We start from the raw sequence: 20,561 nt of genomic DNA, 5'->3' as shown, positions 1-20,561 counted from the left end.
TTTGTAAACTTGTAATTTTTTAATACCGCAGTAATTCAAATGAAAAAAATTATCCTGCTTTCTTTTTTTGGCTTTGGTTTACAGATTTCCTTTTCTCAAAACACTTCTTATTGGCAACAGCATGCTGATTATAAAATGGAAGTATCAATGGACATAAAAAGCTATCAGTACAAAGGAAAACAAGAATTGGTTTACTCCAACAACTCTTCTGATACTTTAAAAAAAGTATATTATCACTTATTTTTTAATGCTTTCCAACCTGGAAGTGAAATGGATGCGCGTCTTCATTTTATAAAAGATCCTGACGGAAGAATGGTTAATAAGGTAAAAGGTGCTGATGGTAAAGAAATAAAACAAAGCCGAATTGAAACTTTGAAACCAAATGAAATCGGTTTTTTAAAAATCACCAATTTCAAACAGGATGGCGTAACGGCTCAAACCAGAACTTCCGGGACTATTTTAGAAGTAACTTTGTCAAAACCAATTTTACCGAATTCTAAATCGACTTTTAGCTTAGATTTTGACGGACAGGTTCCGGTTCAGATTCGTCGTTCGGGAAGAAATAATTCTGAAGGCGTAGCATTATCAATGTCGCAATGGTATCCAAAATTAGCCGAATTTGATTTTGAAGGCTGGCATGCAGATCCCTACATTGCAAGAGAATTTCACGGGGTTTGGGGTAATTTTGATGTAAAAATTACTATTGATAAAGACTACACCATTGGAGGTTCAGGATATTTACAGGATAAAAATGAAATTGGTCATGGTTATGAAGATAAAGGTGTAACAGTTACTTATCCAAAGAAAGCAAAAACTTTGACATGGCATTTTATTGCGCCAAATGTCCATGATTTTACCTGGGCTGCTGACAAGGAATACACACATGATATTGTAAAAGGGCCAAACGATGTAGATTTGCATTTCTTCTACAAAAACAATCCTAAAACCACAGAAAACTGGAAGCAATTACAGCCTTTAATGGTTAAAGTAATGGATTTTTACAACCAGAAAGTAGGTCAATATCCGTATAAACAATATTCTTTTATTCAGGGTGGAGATGGCGGAATGGAATATGCAATGTGCACGTTAATCTTAGGAAATGGGACTTTAGAAGGTGTCTTGGGAACAGCAACACACGAATTGGGTCATTCCTGGTTTCAGCATATTCTGGCTTCAAATGAATCCAAACATCCGTGGATGGATGAAGGTTTTACAACGTACATCGAAGACATTGCTTTGAATGAATTAAAGGGCGATAAAAAAGCAGTGAATCCTTTTAAAGGAAATTATGCAGCTTACTTCAGTTTGGTAAATTCGGGAAAAGAACAGCCACAAACAACGCATGGTGATCGTTACGACGAAAACAGACCGTATAGTATTTCATCTTATATAAAAGGAAGTATCTTTTTATCACAGTTGGAATATGTGATTGGAAAAGAAAATACAGATGCGACTTTAAAAAGATATTTTAACGATTTCAAATTCAAACACCCAACACCCAACGATATTAAAAGATCGGCTGAAAGAGTTTCAGGTGCTGAATTGGATTGGTATCTGACTGATTGGGCTCAAACAGCAAACACAATTGATTACGGAATTAAAGATGTTGCTGATAATAATGGTAAAACAAGTGTCGCTTTAGAAAGACTCGGCAGAATGCCAATGCCAATTGATTTGACTGTTGAATATACGGACGGGACTTCTGAAAGTTTTTACATTCCTTTGCGAATGATGAATTTTATCAAACCAAATCCTAATCCAGACACAAAAAGAACTGTTTTGCAAGATTGGGCCTGGGCACAGTCAAATTATAGTTTTACAATTGATAAAAACAAATCAGCGATTAAAAAAATCACAATTGATTCAAGCGGTTTAATGGCTGATGTAAAAGCTGGAAATAATGTTTTTGAAGTGAAATAACCCTTATTTAAAGTAATAAAAAGGTCCCGTTTACATTCTAAACGGGACCTTTTTGTGTTTAATAAATTTTGTTTTAGCCCAAATGCTCCAGCATATCCTTCGTCATCGATTCCAAATTAAAAGTATGTTGCCATCCCCAGTCTTTTCTGGCATCAGCATCGTCAATGCTGGCAGGCCAGCTGTCCGCAATTTTCTGACGGAAATCAGGATTGTAAGTAATTTCAAATTCCGGAATATGCTTTTTGATTTCGGCTGCAATTTCGGTTGGCGTAAAACTCATTGCAGCTAAGTTATACGAAGAGTGAATTTTGATTTGTTCAGTTGGAGCTTTCATGATGTTGATTGTAGCATCAATCGCATCATCCATATACATCATCGGCATTTTAGTTTCTGATGATAAAAAGCACTCGTATTTTTTATCGGCAATAGCCTTATGAAAAATGTCAACAGCATAATCTGTGGTTCCGCCACCAGGAGGAGTCGACCAGCTGATTAGGCCTGGATAACGGATACTGCGAACGTCAACTCCGTAAATGTTATGGTAATATTCACACCATCTTTCTCCCGCTTGTTTACTGATTCCGTAAACGGTCGAAGGTTCCATAATGGTGTATTGCGGTGTATTTTCTTTGGGAGTTGTAGGTCCAAAAACAGCGATACTCGATGGCCAGAAAATCTTTTTTATTTTTTTTGCTTTTGCCAGATTCAAAACGTGGAATAAAGAATTCATATTCAGATCCCAGGCAAAGGCAGGATTTTTTTCTGCTGTAGCCGATAAAAGTGCGGCCATTAAATAGACATCTGTAATTTGGTGTATTTCAACAAGATGCTCAATTTGGTTAAAATCTAATGCATTGACCACTTCAAACGGACCTGAATTCACCACATCAGTATTTAATTTTCGAATGTCAGAAGCAATAACATTTTCTGTTCCGTACAGCTTACGCAGTTTCTGTGTCAGTTCTGTCCCAATTTGACCACAAGCGCCAATGATTAATATTTTTGGAGTCATTTGAATATATTTAAAGAACAAATATAATGTATTCGTAAATAATCATACTTTTAAGAATGTTAAATTATGAATTTAACAACAAATAATATTTTTTTTGTCTAATTCGTTTTCAAAAAATTTTCTAGGATCCCCATAAAATCATTGTAAATCAAAATTCATAATTGTAAATTTACTTGTAACTTTGTAGCTTAATGTTGTACCTGATGAAATACAAAACATCTCTTTTTCTACTTTTAATTTTTGTGCTGAATTCATGTCAGGATCAAAATGAAAAACGCCTTGCAGAAAATATTAAAGAAGCTAAAAAGAAAGAAATCATTTTTAATAATATAAATAAAGGATGGTCGTTTATTGATGAGCCTATTAATGAAATTTCAGAAAAAAATGTCAAGGATTGGAAGGAATGGGGGGATTTTTTAAAAGAACTGGGCGGAAAACCGAGAAAAACAATTGGTGCTTTTCAAAAAAAATCTTTAGCAATTGCTAAAAAGGCAGTGGCATTAAATAATAATATTCCGGCACAATTCAATCAGCCAAATATAAAAAGCCGAATCTCAATTTTAATTACTAAAGTAAAAATGATGGATTTGTTTATTCACTTAGATAGAATCCCGGATGAAAAAGTAACCTTTTTGATTGGCGAAATAAATAAAGAATTGGTTTCTTTACAAAGACAAATGGACAAAATTATCGAGAAAAGTAAAATTCCAAAAGAGCAGGGAGAAGAAGATTTTCTCAGAATGTTAGATACAACACGTGCAATCCCAAATGCAGCCTTAGCGCCGGTTCCGGCACGAAATATAGATCAAAATTTAACAAAAATTGAGTAAAAACGCCTTATATACTACGTATGACAATCTGCCTAAAACACAGCAGATTGCCACACAATTACTAGATCAGAATCAGGTAAAAATGCATCTTAGCGGATTATTGGGTTCAGCAGTTTCGTTTATAATTCGTGCTGTTTTCAAAAAAACCGAATTGCCTTTTTTAGTTGTCTTAGATAACAAGGAAGAAGCTGCTTATTATTTGAATGACCTCGAACAAATGATCGGTGAGCAGGATGTTCTGTTTTATCCTGCTTCATTTCGTCGTCCTTATCAGGTTGATGAAACAGATAATGCCAATGTTTTGCTTCGTGCTGAGGTATTAAACAGGATTAATTCCCGTAAAAAACCAGCCATAATTGTCACCTATCCTGAAGCGCTTTTTGAAAAAGTCGTTACACGTCAGCAACTTGATAATAACACTTTAAAAGTCGCTGTCAACGATAAAATTTCGATTGATTTTATTAACGAAGTTTTATTCGAATATGAATTTAAAAGAGTAGATTTTATTACAGAACCTGGAGAATTTTCGGTTCGTGGAGGAATAGTTGATGTGTTTTCTTTTTCAAATGATCATCCCTATAGAATTGAATTCTTTGGAAATGAAGTAGATAGTATCAGAAGCTTTGATGTTGAAACTCAATTATCGTTAGTAACACATAAAAAAATTACCATTATTCCGAATGTCGAAAACAAAATTTTTCAGGAAAACCGTGAAAGCTTTTTAGATTATATTGCCGAAAAGACCGTTATTTTTATTCAGAATACCGAAGGACTTTTTAGTCAGTTAGACAAACAATTTGCAAGGGCCGAAGAAGCTTTTGAGAAACTTTCGGGAGAAATAAAACACGCTACTCCGGAACAATTATTTTTAAATCAGAGTTCGTTTATCAAAAGAGCTTTAAATTTTTCGATAGTAGAATTGGCTTCAAAATCAATTTTCAAAACCACTAAAAAATTCGAATTTCATTTTCAGCCGCAGCCATCCTTCAATAAACAGTTTGATTTGTTGCTGAATAATCTAAGTGAGAATCATTTTAACGGCTATAAAAATTATCTGTTTTGTTCGAATGATGCTCAGGCCAAACGGTTTCATGATATTTTTGAAAGTTTGGACGAAGCCAATTCAGAAAACATCCGCAAGCAATATCACACCGTTGTGTTGCCCTTGTACCAAGGTTTTATTGACGAAGAAAATCAAATAACGGCCTATACAGATCACCAGATTTTTGAGCGTTATCATAAATTCAACATTAAAAACGGCTATTCTAAAAAGCAAAACATTACGCTTAAAGAATTGACCTCACTTTCGGTGGGCGATTATGTAACACACATCGATCATGGAATTGGAAAGTTTGGCGGTTTGCAGAAAATTCAGGTGGAAGGCAAAACTCAGGAAGCTATCAAATTGGTTTATGCTGATAATGATATTGTGTATGTAAGCATTCACTCGCTTCATAAAATTTCAAAATACAACGGAAAAGACGGAACACCGCCTAAAATTTATAAATTAGGATCGAACGCGTGGAAGATTTTAAAACAAAAAACCAAAGCACGCGTAAAACATATTGCCTTCAATTTGATTCAGTTGTATGCCAAACGAAGATTGGAAAAAGGGTTTGCGTTTGCGCCTGACAGTTATCTTCAAAATGAATTAGAAAGCTCGTTTATTTATGAAGATACCCCGGATCAGACCAAATCAACACAGGAAGTAAAGGCCGACATGGAAAGCGATCGCCCAATGGATCGTTTGGTTTGTGGCGACGTTGGTTTTGGAAAAACAGAAGTTGCCATTCGTGCTGCTTTTAAGGCCGTTGACAATAGCAAACAAGTTGCGATTTTGGTTCCGACCACGATTTTGGCTTATCAGCATTATCGAACTTTTACAGAACGATTGAAAGATATGCCGGTTTCTGTCGGTTATTTAAACCGATTCAGAACCGCCAAACAAAAAGCACAGACTTTAAAAGATTTAGCCGAAGGAAAACTCGACATTGTCATCGGAACGCATCAATTGGTCAATAAAAATGTCGTTTTTAAAGACCTTGGTTTATTGATTGTTGATGAGGAACAAAAGTTTGGAGTGAACGTAAAGGATAAATTAAAAACGATTGCCGCTAATGTCGATACACTGACCTTAACCGCAACGCCAATTCCGAGAACGCTTCAGTTTTCATTAATGGCTGCGCGCGATTTGTCTGTAATAACAACGCCTCCGCCAAATCGTTATCCTATTGAAACAAATGTGGTAGGTTTTAACGAGGAAATTATTCGTGATGCGATTTCGTATGAAATTCAACGAAACGGACAAGTTTTCTTCATCAATAACCGAATAGAAAACATCAAAGAAGTAGCTGGTATGATTCAGCGTTTGGTTCCGAATGCGAGAGTCGGAATTGGTCATGGACAAATGGAAGGAGCCAAACTCGAAGAATTGATGTTAGCTTTCATGAACGGGGATTTTGATGTTTTGGTAGCCACCACCATTATTGAAAGCGGTTTGGATGTACCAAATGCCAACACGATTTTTATCAATAATGCCAATAATTTCGGACTATCAGATCTGCATCAAATGCGGGGACGTGTTGGTCGAAGCAACAAAAAAGCGTTCTGTTATTTCATCTGTCCGCCGTATTCTTCCATGACCGAAGATGCCAGAAAACGTATTCAGGCTTTGGAGCAATTCAGCGAACTCGGAAGTGGTTTTAACATTGCTATGAAAGATTTGGAGATTCGTGGTGCAGGAGATTTATTGGGCGGCGAACAAAGCGGTTTCATCAATGAAATTGGTTTTGATACCTACCAAAAAATCATGAACGAAGCCATCGAGGAATTAAAAGAAAATGAATTCAAAGATTTATATCCGGAAGAGAATGATATTGAAACGAAGGAATACGTCAAAGATTTACAAATCGATACCGACTTTGAATTATTATTTTCTGATGAATATATCAATAATGTCACGGAACGTTTGAGTTTGTACAACGAATTGGGCTCGGTAAAAAACGAAGAGGAATTGATCATCTTTCAAAACAAATTGATCGACCGTTTCGGCCCGATGCCTCCGCGCGCCAATGCCCTTATGAACAGCATTCGTATCAAATGGATCGCAACCAACATCGGAATCGAAAAACTGGTGATGAAAAAAGGCAAAATGATTGGTTATTTTGTTTCGGATCAGCAGTCTGATTATTACCAGTCTTCAAAGTTCAGAAAGGTGTTGCAGTTTGTACAAAAATACAGCTCACTTTGCCAAATGAAAGAAAAACAAACGCCAAACGGCTTGCGACTTTTATTGACTTTTGAGAATGTAAAATCCACCAAACGAGCTTTGGAATTGATGGAGATGTTGGGCGTGTAGTAAAATTAAAAACCCAACCAGGATTTTCAAATCCTGGTTGGGTTTTAACTAAAAAAATAATCTTTAGTTTAAAATCCTAAACCAACCGCCATAGCAGTCGCTGAAATATTAAAATCCTTAATTTTTGTAGCCGCTCCAGTTGTCAAATTCACAGAGTATACGGATGTCATTCCCCCTACTTTAAACAAAGCAAAAGCAGTATTTGAACTGCCTCCAATGTCAAAACCATTTTCAGCATCCACATCTATTCCTAAAGCACCTACAGGAATTAAAGTACCATTATTAGGTGGAGTTTGGTTGTAAAGCATATTGGTAGTGTAGTCGATAACAAATAAATTGGTCGTAGCTGTAGTTACAAAGTTATTGGTATAAGCAGCACCGCTAACAGCTGGCGTCCCTGGACTTAAAGTGGTATCTGTTCCCGCCACAGTACCTAAATCGGGATGCAATCTTAAGTTTTCCCCGGTATTGGTTACTAGTCTTATTCTATCTGCCATTGGATTAAAATCAAACCCAATTGAGGTTCCGGATAATGCAGTTGTCAAAGGCGTACCAACTGCTGTAACTTGACCGCTGGCAGTGTTTATAGTCAACAACCTATTTTGGTTTGTTATTGCATAAAGTGTTCCCGTTGCAGGTCTAAAATCCAATCCAATTATAGTTTCACTGTCCAAAAGACCAACAAAATTCACAGAATTCATGGTTGGATTAGTCGGGTCAAAACGGTATAATTTATTATCAGATGAAGCTGCGTAGGCAACAGGATTAGTTTTAAATGCAATTCCAATAACTGCTAATCCAAAAACACCTAATTTTTCTGCTTTTCCAGTTGTTAAATTAACTGTATATAAATTAGATATATTGTTATTGTAGGTAACAGCTAATGCAGCGCTGTTATCAGGAAGAATATCGAAATTTCCAACTCCTGCAAAATCAACTGTCAAAGGACCTACTTCCTCAATGGTTCCATTATTTGGTGGGTTTTGAAGGTATAATTTATCTTGCGCAAAATCAATATCAAAAAGTTGTGTAGTTGTAGCACCCGCAACACTATTGGTGTAAGCCACTGCCCCGATGCTTGGAGTTGTTCCTCCATTTATTGTACCATCTGTTGCTGCAACAGTCCCTAATTCAGGATGCAATCTCAGATTTTGCCCTGATGGTGTTACCAAACGAATTCTATCCACGGTAGGATTAAAATTTATAGTAGCAGTAGTTCCGCTTAAGGCTGGTGTAAAAGAAGTACTTCCTAATGCCGTTGCCAAGCCCGATTGTTCGTTAATAAAATAAAGACGGCTCGAAGTTCCTAATGCATACAATTGCCCTGTTGCAGGTCTGTAATCGATACTTACGATTTTCTCACCGCTTGGCAAACCTGTAATGGCTGTTGTTGAAATAGGTGTTGCTACATTTTTGGCATTATACTTTACAATACTATTGCTGTTTGTTAATGCGGTAAAATTTACATCCGGTGCTGCCGGTGACATATTTCCTAAATCATTATCGTCATTATTGCAGGAAAAAGCAGTCAGTGCTAGTGTTCCTAAAAGTAAAAACGAAGCAAGACGATTGTTTAAAGTTGTTTTGTTCATAATATGATAAGTTTTGGTTATTAATGATGTACGAACAAAAGACAGTTATGGTTTTAGTTTTATAAGAAAAAAGCTTTAAAAGAAAACAAATGATATTGACCCATGAGTTTTTCGGGTTTTAGAGATCTGGTTTATAAAAATAAAATTCATTTTTATAAAAGATATTGATCCATTTAGATAGCTCTTTTTATCTGTTCTTCTCTAAATTTGTATCATGTCTGAAACACCAATTTATCGAAAAATAATCCATATTGATATGGATGCTTTTTATGCTTCGGTAGAGCAAATGGATAATCCTGCTTTACGGGGTAAAGCTATAGCAGTTGGCGGATCAGAAAACAGGGGAGTTGTTGCGGCAGCAAGTTATGAAGCCAGGAAGTTTGGCGTTCGTAGTGCCATTAGCGGCGTTTTGGCAAAAAAATATTGTCCGGAAATTATTTTCGTTCGCCCTCGTTTTGATCGTTACAAAGAAATTTCATCTAAGATTCATAAAATTTTCCATGAATATACAGATATGGTCGAACCCCTTTCACTTGACGAAGCCTATCTTGATGTAACTCAAAATAAAAAAGGAAATCCGAGTGCCTCTTTGTTGGCTCAGGAAATCAGGTTGCGAATTTTGAATGAAGTTGGAATTACTGCATCGGCCGGAATTTCGGTAAATAAATTTGTCGCCAAAATTGCGAGTGATTATAATAAACCAAATGGTCAGAAAACTGTTAATCCGGATGAGGTAATTCCTTTTTTAGAAGAATTGCCCATTCGGAAATTTTATGGAGTTGGAAAAGTAACGACCGAAAAAATGTATCAATTGGGCATTTTTACCGGAGCGGATTTAAAAACAAAATCAGAAGAGTTTTTAGAGAAGCATTTTGGAAAGTCCGGCAAATTTTATTTTCACGTTGTCAGGGGAATTCATAACAGTGAAGTAAAACCTTCCCGAAATACAAAATCTGTAGCTTCAGAGCATACCTTTGATGTTAATCTAACATCCGAAATCTTCATGTTGGAACAGCTTGAAAAAATTGCAGTTTCACTAGAAAAAAGGTTAAGGAAGCACAATATATCCGGGAAAACGGTAACGCTTAAAATTAAATACAGCGATTTTACACAACAAACAAGAAGCAAAACACTACCATATTTTATCTCAGACAAAAGTTTGATTCTTGAGACGGTAGAAGAATTATTGTATCAGGAACGGATGAAAGATTCTGTTCGTTTATTAGGGATTTCTTTAAACAACCTCAATACGGAAGAGAAGAAAGCTGTTGTTGTTCAGTTGAAATTTGATTTTTGATAGATTAAACAAGAGTTAAATTCTAAAATTTAAGTTTTGTTTATAAATTTCTCATTAACTTTGAACAAATCATTCTTATGGAATCTGTAAATTATTATAGTGAGTTTTTTTCCGAATTTGATTCAAATTTAAATAGTAGCCCAGTGCCGCTACTTTGTTGGGATTTTCATTATGAATCTATAAATGAATTAAAAACATTTTCTTTGGACATAAAAAAAATCAAACGTATTTCAACAAAATTTAAATGGAATGAAATCGGTCTTGATATTAAGCAACGTTTAATGAACGAAGTTGTCGTAATTACAAATAGCGAGCAAAAAATAATTTTTGCATCTGAAGGCATTTCCAAGATGACAGGTTATACAGAAAATGAGATTCTGGGGAAATTGCCAAAAATTTTTCAGGGACCAATGACTTCAGCTTTGGTTCTGCAGGAAATCAGAACAGCAATCGAAAAACAAATTCCTTTTGAAAAGACAATATTGAATTATAAAAAAAATGGTGAAATCTATGATTGTATTATTCACGGTGTCCCCGTCTTTAACATGAAAGGTCAACTATCCCATTTTATAGCTTTTGAAAAAGCAGCATAAAAAAACCTCCTGAAGTAATTTCAAAAGGTTTTTTTCATTTATTTAAAATTTAATTAATCTTTACTTGATAATTTTGATAGTAATCTTAGGAATTCAATATACAACCAAACTAAAGTTACCATTAGTCCCATAGCACCATACCATTCCATGAATTTTGGCATTCTTTCCTTTGCCCCTTTTTCAATTTGGTCGAAATCTAAAAACAGGTTTAATGCTGCAATAATAATTACAAAAACACTAATTCCTATACTCATCATAGAATTTCCGTAATGCACAGGTTGCCAGCTTGTAAACATAGAAACTACCCATGAAATTAAATAATAAGTTGCAATTGCTAATGTAGATGCAATAACTACAGATTTAAATTGCTCTGTTACTTTAACGATTTTAAATTTATACAAACCAAGGCAAACTAAAAAAGTAACTAAGGTTGCAGCAACAGCATTTAATACAATTCCAGGAAATTTTAATTCAAAAATAGCAGAAATACCTCCAATAAACAATCCTTCAAATAAGGCATAACCGGGAGCTAAGTAAGGAGACGCTTGCGGTTTAAATGCAGAAATTACGACTAAAATAAGTCCAACAATAGCCCCGCCAATTGCTATTGGCATTACGTTCATTTGCTGAAAAAACATCCACCACGTTACCATCGCAGCTCCGCATAAAATTAAAAATAAAATTGCTGTTTTATTGATTGTACCTGATACAGTCATTTCCTGATTGTAATCAATAATTTGTGTCTGATGCACTTCTTCAGCTTTTGAAACAGCATTTGATGAAAAACGCTTGTTGCTTAAAAATGGATTTTTCGAATTGAAGTTCATATTTCTAATACATTTAATTGTATCCAAATATAGTTAGTTTTTTTGAAGTCTTTAGTTTTGTTCAACATTTTTAACATGATTTTTTCATCTGAAAATGATTCAGTTAAAAATAAAAATCCATCAAAATAACATCTGATGGATTTGTATTTATTAAGATTTAATTTTTTAATTCAATAAATCTAAAACTATTGACGGGAATAAACCTAAAGCAATATTTAAAACTATTGAAATGATGGCAACAGCGTAGATAAGAAAAGGTTTTCCGGTACGTTCCTGATTCGGTTCTTTGGAATACATGGCCAATATCAGTTTGAAATAATATCCAACACTGATAATGGAATTAACAACAGCAACAATTACCAAAGCAATATAACCCGCCTGAATTGTTTGATTAAATAAAAATAATTTCGCAAAAAACCCTGAGAAAATCGGAATACCAGCCATTGATAAGAGTGAAGCTGTAAGGATAGCTGCCAATAACGGATTTGTTTTTCCTAAACCATGAAAGTTGCTGATATCTTCATGATTCTGATTGTTTTTGCACACATACAGAATAACACTGAATGCAGCAATTCCTGCTAATGCATAAGCTGTAGTGTAATATAACAAAACACCTGCGGATGTTGCTACAGTTAATAATGTCATCAACATAAAACCGGCATGAGAAATTCCTGAAAAAGCCAGCATACGTTTTACATTTGCCTGACGCAGTGCCATGATGTTTCCTACGGTCATAGAAGCAATGGAAATAACTACAATGATATTTTCGAAAGTATATAGATGGTCCTGATTTTCTAAAGACGGAATTAAATTTAAACCCGAAATTAATTTGAAAAGTGTTGCAATTGCTATCACCTTTGCCAAAGTGCTCATTAAAGCAGTCGTTAAAGCAGGAGATCCTTCATAAACATCCGGGGCCCAAAAATGAAAAGGAACTGCGGCAATTTTAAATAACATCCCGATAGTCAGTAAAATCATTCCGATTGGGAACCAGATTGGCAATTCGGCCGATAAGGAATATTCGCTAATTTCAACGATATCAAAACTTCCCATTGCTCCATAAATTAGACAAATCCCAAAAAGTATAATTCCTGATGCAAAGGAACCCATCAAAAAGTATTTCATTCCTGCTTCGTTACTTTTAAGATTCAAACGTTCGCTTGCTGCCAGAATATATAAGGAAATTGATAATATTTCGATACCTAAGAAAAACATTGCTAAGTTTCCAAAAGAAACCATGGCAACTCCTCCAGCTAATAAAAATATTTTTATAGCAACAAAATCGGAGATTTTGGTTGGATGATTTTCATAGAAATTGTGACTTAATGCTACAAGGAAAATAGTTAAAACAATAAACAATGATGAAAATGCGGTTGAGAATTTACTAACTGTAATCATATTATAGTAGTAACTTTCTGTAGATCCGAATTCGTAATAATTAAGCGCCAAAACACCCAATAACCCAATAATGGTTACAGGAACAATGGCCTTTCTTAAATTAAGAATTTCAAACAATAGGCAGAAAATACCCAATCCTGTTATAGCTATTAATGTATTCATTTTTGTTTTTTTGATTTAGGAAATCCAAACTAATGACGCCCTAATTTATTTTTATTTAAAATATTAATTCTTGTTGATAGCGTTTAAAATAATTTCTAAACTCGGAGAAATTAAGTCTGTAATTGGCTTTGGATAAAATCCGAAGAAAATTAAAATAGTAATAATTACTACTAATGAAATTCCTTCATTAAGCGTTACATCAGCAAAAGTTTTAGTATTAGCTTCACCCAACATTACATTCTGAAACATTTTAAGCATATAATATGCCCCTAAAATAATGGTTGTTCCGCCCAAAAGAGCAAACCAAATATTGATTTGAGAAAGACTGTACAAAACCGTAAACTCACCTACAAAGTTAAAAGTTCCCGGCAACGCAACCGAAGCCAAAACCAGGATCAAAAACATGGAAGCGAACTTTGGTGATTGGATACGAATACCGCCCATTTCAGAAATATTTCTGGTTTGAAATCTTCTAAAAATAATTTCAGCAGCGAGGAATAATCCAACTACCACAAAACCGTGTGCAATCATTTGTAAAACAGCACCGCGTAATCCGTCAAGAGTTAAAGTATATGTTCCCGCAGCAATTAATCCAACGTGCGCTAATGATGAATACGCCAATAATTTCTTTAGGTCTTTTTGTCTTAAGGCTACGATTGAACCATAAATTACTCCGGCAATTCCTAAAGCAATAATAATATTCATTAATTCTTTTGCCGCAAGCGGTGCAATTGGCAATTGCCAGCGAATAACACTGTACAATCCCATTTTTAGCATAATACCGGATAAAAGCATTGTGCCAACAGTGGGTGCTTTTTGGTACACATTTGCCTGCCAGGTATGGAAAGGAATAATTGGAATTTTAATAGCATACGCTAAAAAGAAACCTAAGAATATCCAGATTTGCTCTGTTTGAGATAAATCAAGTTGATATAAATCTTCAATTAGGAAACTTCCCGCCTTTTGGTACAAATAAATAAGCGATACTAACATGAATAAAGACCCGGCAAAAGTGTAAATAAAGAATTTAATCACTGCTTTTTTACGCTCTTCAGCATCCCCATTCCCCCAAATAAGGGCAATAAAATAAATTGGAATAAGAGCCAATTCCCAAAAAATATAATATAAAAGACCATCTGACGCCAGAAAAGTTCCTGTCATTGCAAAAGCCATAAATAAAATTAAAGCATAAAAGCTTTTCGCATTTTTATAGTCATTCCCGAAAGATGAAAATATAATAATAGGCGTTAACGCTACCGTTAATAAAAGCATCGCCATTGCCAATCCATCTGCATTTAGCGCAAATGAAATTTTAGGCTGTGTAATCCAGGCATTGATTAAACTGATATTTTCGCCATCCAAAAAGTGATTCAACAACACAACGGAACAGCCCAAAGCGGCCAAACTAAAGAACAAAGCTACTTTTGATGCCAGTTTATCTCCGGCAAAATAAGTGACAAATGCACCAATTAAAAGAATAATTAATATAAGGGAAACGTTCATAGTTATAAAATTATTGAGCTAAAAATATATAGGAAACAATGGCACATAGACCCAAAACAAAAGCAAAAAGATAGACTCCCACACTTCCATTCTGTAATTTTTTACCCTGAAAACCTATTTCATTGGTTACTTTTCCTAATCCGAAAACGAGTGCTGATAAGCCTGTTTCAATATAATCCCTAAAGAATTTTGACAAGAAGTTTACTGGAGCAACAAATAGGGCATCATACGCTTCGTCTACATAATATTTGTTGTATAAAACTTTAGTCAGACCGGTTATGTTTTCATCTGATTCTGGAACATTATCCTGTTTGAAGTATTTGATGTAAGCAATTAAAATACCAACTAATCCACCAAGTACAGCAACTCCCATCAGGATATATTCTGTAGTACCTAAATGGTGTTCTTCGCCTGCCACTTTCGTGAAAAGTGGAGATAAATATTCGTTTAGCCAGCTATTTCCAGGTAAACTGATAAGACCTCCAAAAGTAGCCAAAATTGCTAAAATCATTAACGGAAAAGTAATCAAGCCGTCACTTTCATGTAAATGATGTTTTTGTTCTTCTGTCCCTCTAAAGTCCTTAAAGAAAGTAAGAAACATTAATCGGAACATATAAAAAGCAGTCATTATTGATGCGATAGAACCCACAACATATAAAGGAATACTATTGTGAAAAGCTGTCAGTAAAATTTCATCTTTAGAGAAAAAACCAGAGAAAAACGGAACTCCTGAAATAGCTAATGATGAAACCAGCATCGTCCAGAAAGTGATGGGCATTACTTTGCGCAGACCACCCATTTTACGCATATCCTGCTCTCCGTGCAATCCGTGAATTACAGAACCTGATCCTAAGAATAAACAGGCCTTGAAGAAAGCATGTGTTATTACGTGAAAAACAGCGACTTCATAAGCGCCAAATCCCAATGCTAAAAACATTAAACCTAATTGAGAAACGGTAGAGTAGGCCAATACTTTTTTGATATCGGTCTGAACCAAACCAATTGTTGCGGCAACCAATGAAGTTATACCTCCAACAATTGCAATAATGGTCTGAACATCCGGAGCCAGATCAAAAACAAAGTTCAATCTCGTTACCATAAAAATACCTGCAGTAACCATCGTTGCCGCGTGTATTAATGCCGAAACCGGAGTTGGTCCAGCCATCGCATCAGGTAACCAGGTGTATAATGGAATTTGTGCCGATTTACCACAAGCACCAATAAACAAACATAACGCAGCTAATGAAAGCAGCGGAATATTTAAGTCAGTTGCTCCGGTAATCGCCGTTTGTAAAGTTGCATAATCCAAAGTTGAAAACATCGAACCCAGAATGAACATTCCAATCAAAAGACCTAAATCTCCAATTCTGTTCATGATAAACGCTTTTTTCGCAGCATCATTATAGTCCTGGTTTTTATACCAGAAACCAATTAATAAGTACGAACAAAGTCCAACACCTTCCCAACCTATAAACAATACCAACAAGTTGCTTCCAATTACAAGGGTAATCATGAAAAAGACGAACAAATTCAAATATGAAAAGAACTTGTGCATATTTTCATCATCGTGCATGTAACTGATAGAATATATATGAATCAAAGATCCAATTCCCGTTACAAAAAGCAACCAAAGAATAGACAATTGATCTAATAAAAATCCAAGATTGATTTTAAGATTACTGATCTGAATCCAGTCAAATAAGGTAATCTGAATGGCTTTTTCAGTTTGGGTAATCTGATTGAAAAAGAAAATTGTTACAAGAAACGAAATCACTACAGAAGCCGTTCCGATAATTCCCGAAACTGTTTTTCCTAAGCTTTTTCCAAAGAAAACATTGATTAAAAATCCTAAAAAAGGAGCTAATACTAAAACTAAAGCTAAATTGGTATCCATTTCCATTTATCCTTTTAAATTTTTTAAATTATCGATACTAATCGAACCTAAATTTCTAAAGATCGAAACTAAAATAGCCAATCCAACTGCAACTTCTGCTGCAGCAACTGCCATCGAGAAGAATACAAAAACTTGTCCTTGCGCGTCTTGATGATAAGTTGAAAAAGCAACAAATAAAAGGTTAACAGCATTCAGCATGATTTCGATAGACATGAAAACGATAATAGCATTTCGTCTGTACAATACACCAAAAATACCAATACAGAAAAGTACAACACTTAAAAAGATGTAGTTTTCAATACCTATTTGATTTAATATATTACCCATTATTTATTTAATTTTTCTTTTTTAGACAATAATACAGTTCCAATCATGGCTACCAAAAGCAGGATTGAAGCAAATTCAAACGGAACCATATATTCGTTCAATAATATTTTACCCAATACTTTTATCGACTGGAAATCTTCTCCCGTAGAATCGTATTCTCCAACAATTGGTTTGGAGTTGATAAATATTGCAATCAAAACAATACAAATCAAACAGAAAGAAACAATAGCGCCAAGACGAGTAATTCTCGGTCTGTGCACCTGATGGCGTTCGTTCAGGTTCATCAGCATAATCGTAAACAGGAACAGGATCATAATTGCTCCCGAGTAAACTATAATATGTACGACTGCCAAAAACTGAGCATTCAGTAATAAATAATGACCGGCAATCGAAAAGAAACAAATCACCAAATAAATGGCACTGTGAATCGGGTTTCTGCTAAAAATGGTCAAAAATGCGGTCGCAACCGTAATAAACGCTAAGAAACAAAAAATAATTTGTACTGTAGTTGCGTGTGCAAAATCAGGAATATGTATCATTTAATTAGCGTTGTTAAGTTGAGCGTTTTTGATCGCCACATCAAGAGGCATCACTAATCTGTCTTTTCCAAAAATAAAATCTTCTCTTTCGTAGCTGGAAGGAACCAATACTTTCGAAGTAGTTAAATAAATGGCATCTTTTGGACAGGCTTCTTCACAAAGTCCGCAAAAAATACAACGCAACATATTGATTTCGTAAATCGAAGCATATTTCTCTTCTCGGTACAAATGCTTTTCATCCGCTTTACGCTCAGCAGCTTTCATCGTGATGGCTTCTGCAGGGCATGACAAAGCACACAATCCACAAGCAGTACAGTTTTCACGACCCTGCTCATCACGTTTCAACTGATGCTGACCACGATAAACCGGACTCATTTCACGTACCTGTTCCGGATAATGAATAGTAGCTTTTTTTCTGAAAAAGTGTTTAATCGTAATAAGTAAACCTTTTACAATCGCCACAAGATACAATCGCTCCAAAAAAGTCATCTCCTTATTAGAGACCAACTTTTTTCTACCCGATAATGATATAGTTTCTATTGACATTCTTTTAATTTTTATTTTGAAGCTTAATCCTGCTATCCGCTTGTATCTTTTTTGGCAGAAAAAGCCAAAAAAGGATACCGCTTCTATCAGGGCTAGGACATTTTGGTATTAATGAATTTTATTTTTTATAACCAATTTTTGTTCTTTCAATTTTATTGTCTTGTTTGTCCATCAACTCATCTAAATAAGTAAAGACCATTCAATATTTTTATTCTGATTCGATATTTCTTTTTTATCTCTTCGATTTCTAATTTCATATTCAGAGTTTCCGAAATTTCTTGACGTATTTTTGTAAAAACACGAATAATCTGAATATTAACTTTTATAGCAATAGCACTATTTAAAACACTTTACAACATTGCAACTCCTTGTTCAGTAAATACCATCGGTTTATATTTTGAATAGGGTCCTTGCTTTAAGGTGCCAAATTGGCACCTTAGAATTTCATTTTCAATATCAGTCAATTCAAACATAAAATCTTCAGGAAATCGCTCTGTATTTCTACGAACCTGCCTTTTAAGTTGTTTAGTTTCTACTGCGTAAAGTATTGCTAACTCAGAATCAGTCATTACTTTCTGTCCTCGAATAAGCAATATTTTGCTAATTATGAATTCTTCAGTAATCATTAATTCGTTACTCATTTTATTTGTTTTATGAAATGGTCACTAATTGTAACTAACTTTTTCAATACAATTTTAAAATCCGAAATAAGCCGCAATATCGTGTCTCAAAATAACAACACCGGTAACGATGATATTCAAAATCGAAAGCGGAATTAAAATTTTCCATCCCAAATGCATCAATTGGTCATATCTAAATCTCGGAATCGTCCAGCGAACCCACATATAAAAGAATATGAAGAAACATATTTTTATAAACAGCACGGCAATTCCTAATAAGTTAGCGGTATTTACACCCACATTCTCCACCATCCACTGCATTCCCGGATAATTATATCCTCCAAAAAACAATACCGAAATAATAGTCGCCGAAATAAACATATTCGCATATTCAGCAAATAAATAGAATCCCATTTTCATCGATGAATATTCCGTATGGTAACCACCAATTAATTCCGACTCACATTCTGCCAAATCAAAAGGTGTTCTGTTGGTTTCTGCAAAAGCGCAAATAAGGAAAATAAGGAAAGATAAGGGCTGGTAAAAAATATTCCAGTTCATTCCTGCCTGTTGTAGTGAAATTTCTTTTAAGCTTAAAGTTCCGGTCATCATCAACAAAGCAATCATTGATAATCCCATGGCAACTTCATAAGAAACCATTTGAGAAGCTGCACGAACAGCTCCCATCAAAGAGAATTTATTATTCGAAGCCCATCCACCAATCATGATTCCGTAAACTCCAACAGAAACCACTCCGAAAAAATATAATAATCCAATGTTAATATCTGTCGCCTGTAATAAAATATCTCTTCCAAATAAATGCAACCTGTCTCCCCACGGAATAACAGCGCTTGTCATTAAAGCCGTACTCATCGCAATGGCAGGGCCTACAACAAATAAAAATTTATTAGGCGTATTAGGGAAAAATTCTTCTTTCGAAAATAATTTCAAACCATCAGCAAGAGGCTGTAATAAACCTCCCCAGCCTGCACGGTTTGGACCCACACGATCCTGCAGGTAAGCCGCAACTTTACGCTCAGCCCAGGTCGAGTACATCGCCATAATCATGGTTATAGCAAAAACCACAAAAATCACCACACTTTTTTCTATAATAAACGCACTATTTACCATATTTAAGAATTTTGGTTGTTAGTGTTTAATGGAATTTCAGCCATACTAATTTTTTTACGGTCTTCGTCTCTGCCCAAAAGAATGTTTTTTTCTGTAGCGATTTCTACTTTCTCTAATTTCTGAGTGTAGTTATTTTGGTTGATAACAGAATCTTTTTCAAATTCTCTGGGTCCTTCAATAGTCCAGTCACTAACATTTTTGTGGTCAAAACGGCAAGAGTTACAAATGAATTCTTCTACTTCATGGTACTCGTCTTTACGACCGGTCACACGTTGAATTTCTCCACCAAACATCCAGACAGTTGTTTTTCCACAGCATCCAGGAGTTGTACATTCTCTGTGTGCATTATAAGGTTTGTTGAACCAAACTCTCGATTTGAAACGGAAAGTTTTATCTGTCAATGCCCCTACAGGACAAACATCAATCATATTTCCTGAAAATTCATTATCGATAGCTTTTGAGATTCCTGTTGAAATATTAGCGTGATCTCCACGATCTAATACACCGTGAACCCTGTTGTCTGTTAATTGATCTGCAACCTGTACACATCTTTGACATAAAATACAACGGTTCATATGTAATTGAATATGCGGACCAATATCTTCTGGTTCGAATGTTCTTTTTTCTTCGATAAAACGTGATTTCGGATTTCCGTGTTCGAAACTTAAATTTTGAAGATCACACTCACCAGCCTGATCACAAACCGGGCAGTCCAATGGGTGATTGATCAATAAAAATTCCGTTACTGATTTACGGGCTTCCGTTACTCTGTCTGAAGATTTGCTGTTCACTTCCATTCCGTCCATACAGCCTGTAACGCAAGATGCCATTAATTTTGGCATTGGTCTTGGATCTGCTTCACTTCCTTTGGAAACTTCCACTAAACAACAACGGCATTTTCCGCCGCTGCCTTTTAATTTTGAGTAATAACACATGGCTGGCGGAACTAAATCCCCGCCAATCATACGTGCAGCCTGCAGGATGGTAGTTCCTGGTTCTACGTCGATACTTT

17 protein-coding genes are annotated in these 20,561 nt (G+C 35.1%); 5 read left to right on the top strand and 12 right to left on the bottom strand.

The window, feature by feature from the left end:
* The first annotated feature begins 39 nt into the window (after positions 1-39).
* Positions 40-1,920 (top strand): M1 family metallopeptidase, encoded by a 1,881-nt coding sequence (locus tag ABI657_RS05975; protein WP_348096329.1) that lies wholly within the window; start codon positions 40-42, stop codon positions 1,918-1,920.
* 73 nt (positions 1,921-1,993) lie between these two features.
* On the opposite strand, the gene ABI657_RS05970 is transcribed toward ABI657_RS05975, so the two are convergent.
* Positions 1,994-2,932: an L-threonine 3-dehydrogenase gene (locus tag ABI657_RS05970; protein ID WP_348096328.1), complete on the bottom strand. Its 939-nt coding sequence runs from the start codon at positions 2,930-2,932 to the stop codon at positions 1,994-1,996.
* 203 nt (positions 2,933-3,135) lie between these two features.
* Here ABI657_RS05970 and ABI657_RS05965 point away from each other — a divergent pair, with 203 nt between their 5' ends.
* Positions 3,136-3,762 (top strand): hypothetical protein, encoded by a 627-nt coding sequence (locus ABI657_RS05965; protein ID WP_348096327.1) that lies wholly within the window; start codon positions 3,136-3,138, stop codon positions 3,760-3,762.
* Complete coding sequence (mfd, locus tag ABI657_RS05960; protein WP_348096326.1) at positions 3,755-7,120, top strand: transcription-repair coupling factor; 3,366 nt, start codon at positions 3,755-3,757, stop codon at positions 7,118-7,120. Before ABI657_RS05965 ends, mfd begins: the two co-directional genes overlap by 8 nt.
* Before the next feature lie 68 nt (positions 7,121-7,188).
* Here the strand turns inward: mfd and ABI657_RS05955 are convergent, their stop codons facing one another.
* A complete protein-coding gene (locus ABI657_RS05955; protein ID WP_348096325.1) occupies positions 7,189-8,712 on the bottom strand; it encodes a DUF4394 domain-containing protein in 1,524 nt (507 codons plus the stop codon).
* Positions 8,713-8,926: 214 nt separating this feature from the next.
* Between ABI657_RS05955 and dinB the strand changes: the two genes are divergently transcribed.
* Positions 8,927-10,009 carry a DNA polymerase IV gene (gene dinB / locus ABI657_RS05950; protein WP_348096324.1) on the top strand — a complete coding sequence of 361 codons (1,083 nt, stop codon included), beginning with the start codon at positions 8,927-8,929 and terminating at the stop codon, positions 10,007-10,009.
* A gap of 203 nt (positions 10,010-10,212) precedes the next feature.
* On the top strand, positions 10,213-10,602 hold the full coding sequence (locus ABI657_RS05945; RefSeq protein WP_348096323.1) for a PAS domain-containing protein: 390 nt from the start codon (positions 10,213-10,215) through the stop codon (positions 10,600-10,602).
* Positions 10,603-10,655: 53 nt separating this feature from the next.
* Here ABI657_RS05945 and ABI657_RS05940 read toward each other — a convergent pair whose 3' ends face one another.
* From ABI657_RS05940 to ABI657_RS05895, 10 genes are all read right to left on the bottom strand, one after another.
* Positions 10,656-11,429: a Bax inhibitor-1/YccA family protein gene (locus ABI657_RS05940; protein ID WP_348096322.1), complete on the bottom strand. Its 774-nt coding sequence runs from the start codon at positions 11,427-11,429 to the stop codon at positions 10,656-10,658.
* A 165-nt stretch (positions 11,430-11,594) separates the two neighbouring features.
* Positions 11,595-12,989, bottom strand: a complete 1,395-nt coding sequence (locus ABI657_RS05935) for an NADH-quinone oxidoreductase subunit N (protein WP_348096321.1) — start codon at positions 12,987-12,989, stop codon at positions 11,595-11,597.
* Between the two features lie 63 nt (positions 12,990-13,052).
* Positions 13,053-14,492, bottom strand: coding sequence for an NADH-quinone oxidoreductase subunit M (locus ABI657_RS05930; protein ID WP_348096320.1), 1,440 nt, complete (start codon positions 14,490-14,492; stop codon positions 13,053-13,055).
* Positions 14,493-14,502: 10 nt separating this feature from the next.
* Complete coding sequence (nuoL, locus tag ABI657_RS05925; protein WP_348096319.1) at positions 14,503-16,386, bottom strand: NADH-quinone oxidoreductase subunit L; 1,884 nt, start codon at positions 16,384-16,386, stop codon at positions 14,503-14,505.
* A 6-nt stretch (positions 16,387-16,392) separates the two neighbouring features.
* Entirely contained in the window at positions 16,393-16,713 is a 321-nt protein-coding gene (nuoK, locus tag ABI657_RS05920) for an NADH-quinone oxidoreductase subunit NuoK (protein WP_017494599.1), read from the bottom strand.
* A complete protein-coding gene (locus tag ABI657_RS05915) occupies positions 16,713-17,252 on the bottom strand; it encodes an NADH-quinone oxidoreductase subunit J (RefSeq protein WP_348096318.1) in 540 nt (179 codons plus the stop codon). The genes nuoK and ABI657_RS05915 overlap by 1 nt, the downstream gene beginning before the upstream one ends.
* Positions 17,253-17,798: an NADH-quinone oxidoreductase subunit I gene (locus tag ABI657_RS05910; RefSeq protein WP_348096317.1), complete on the bottom strand. Its 546-nt coding sequence runs from the start codon at positions 17,796-17,798 to the stop codon at positions 17,253-17,255.
* A gap of 350 nt (positions 17,799-18,148) precedes the next feature.
* Positions 18,149-18,439: an ORF6N domain-containing protein gene (locus ABI657_RS05905; protein WP_348096316.1), complete on the bottom strand. Its 291-nt coding sequence runs from the start codon at positions 18,437-18,439 to the stop codon at positions 18,149-18,151.
* Between the two features lie 54 nt (positions 18,440-18,493).
* Positions 18,494-19,549 carry an NADH-quinone oxidoreductase subunit NuoH gene (gene nuoH, locus ABI657_RS05900; RefSeq protein WP_348096315.1) on the bottom strand — a complete coding sequence of 352 codons (1,056 nt, stop codon included), beginning with the start codon at positions 19,547-19,549 and terminating at the stop codon, positions 18,494-18,496.
* Between the two features lie 2 nt (positions 19,550-19,551).
* The gene (locus tag ABI657_RS05895; RefSeq protein WP_348096370.1) at positions 19,552-20,556 is read right to left on the bottom strand and encodes a 2Fe-2S iron-sulfur cluster-binding protein; all 1,005 of its coding nucleotides are present in this window, start codon (positions 20,554-20,556) and stop codon (positions 19,552-19,554) included.
* Positions 20,557-20,561: the final 5 nt, after the last annotated feature.

It is taken from the genome of Flavobacterium sp., from assembly GCF_039930565.1.
Taxonomy (GTDB): Bacteria; Bacteroidota; Bacteroidia; order Flavobacteriales; family Flavobacteriaceae; genus Flavobacterium.
Note: the sequence above shows the minus strand (reverse complement) of the source record. Positions and strands in the feature narration are given on the sequence as shown.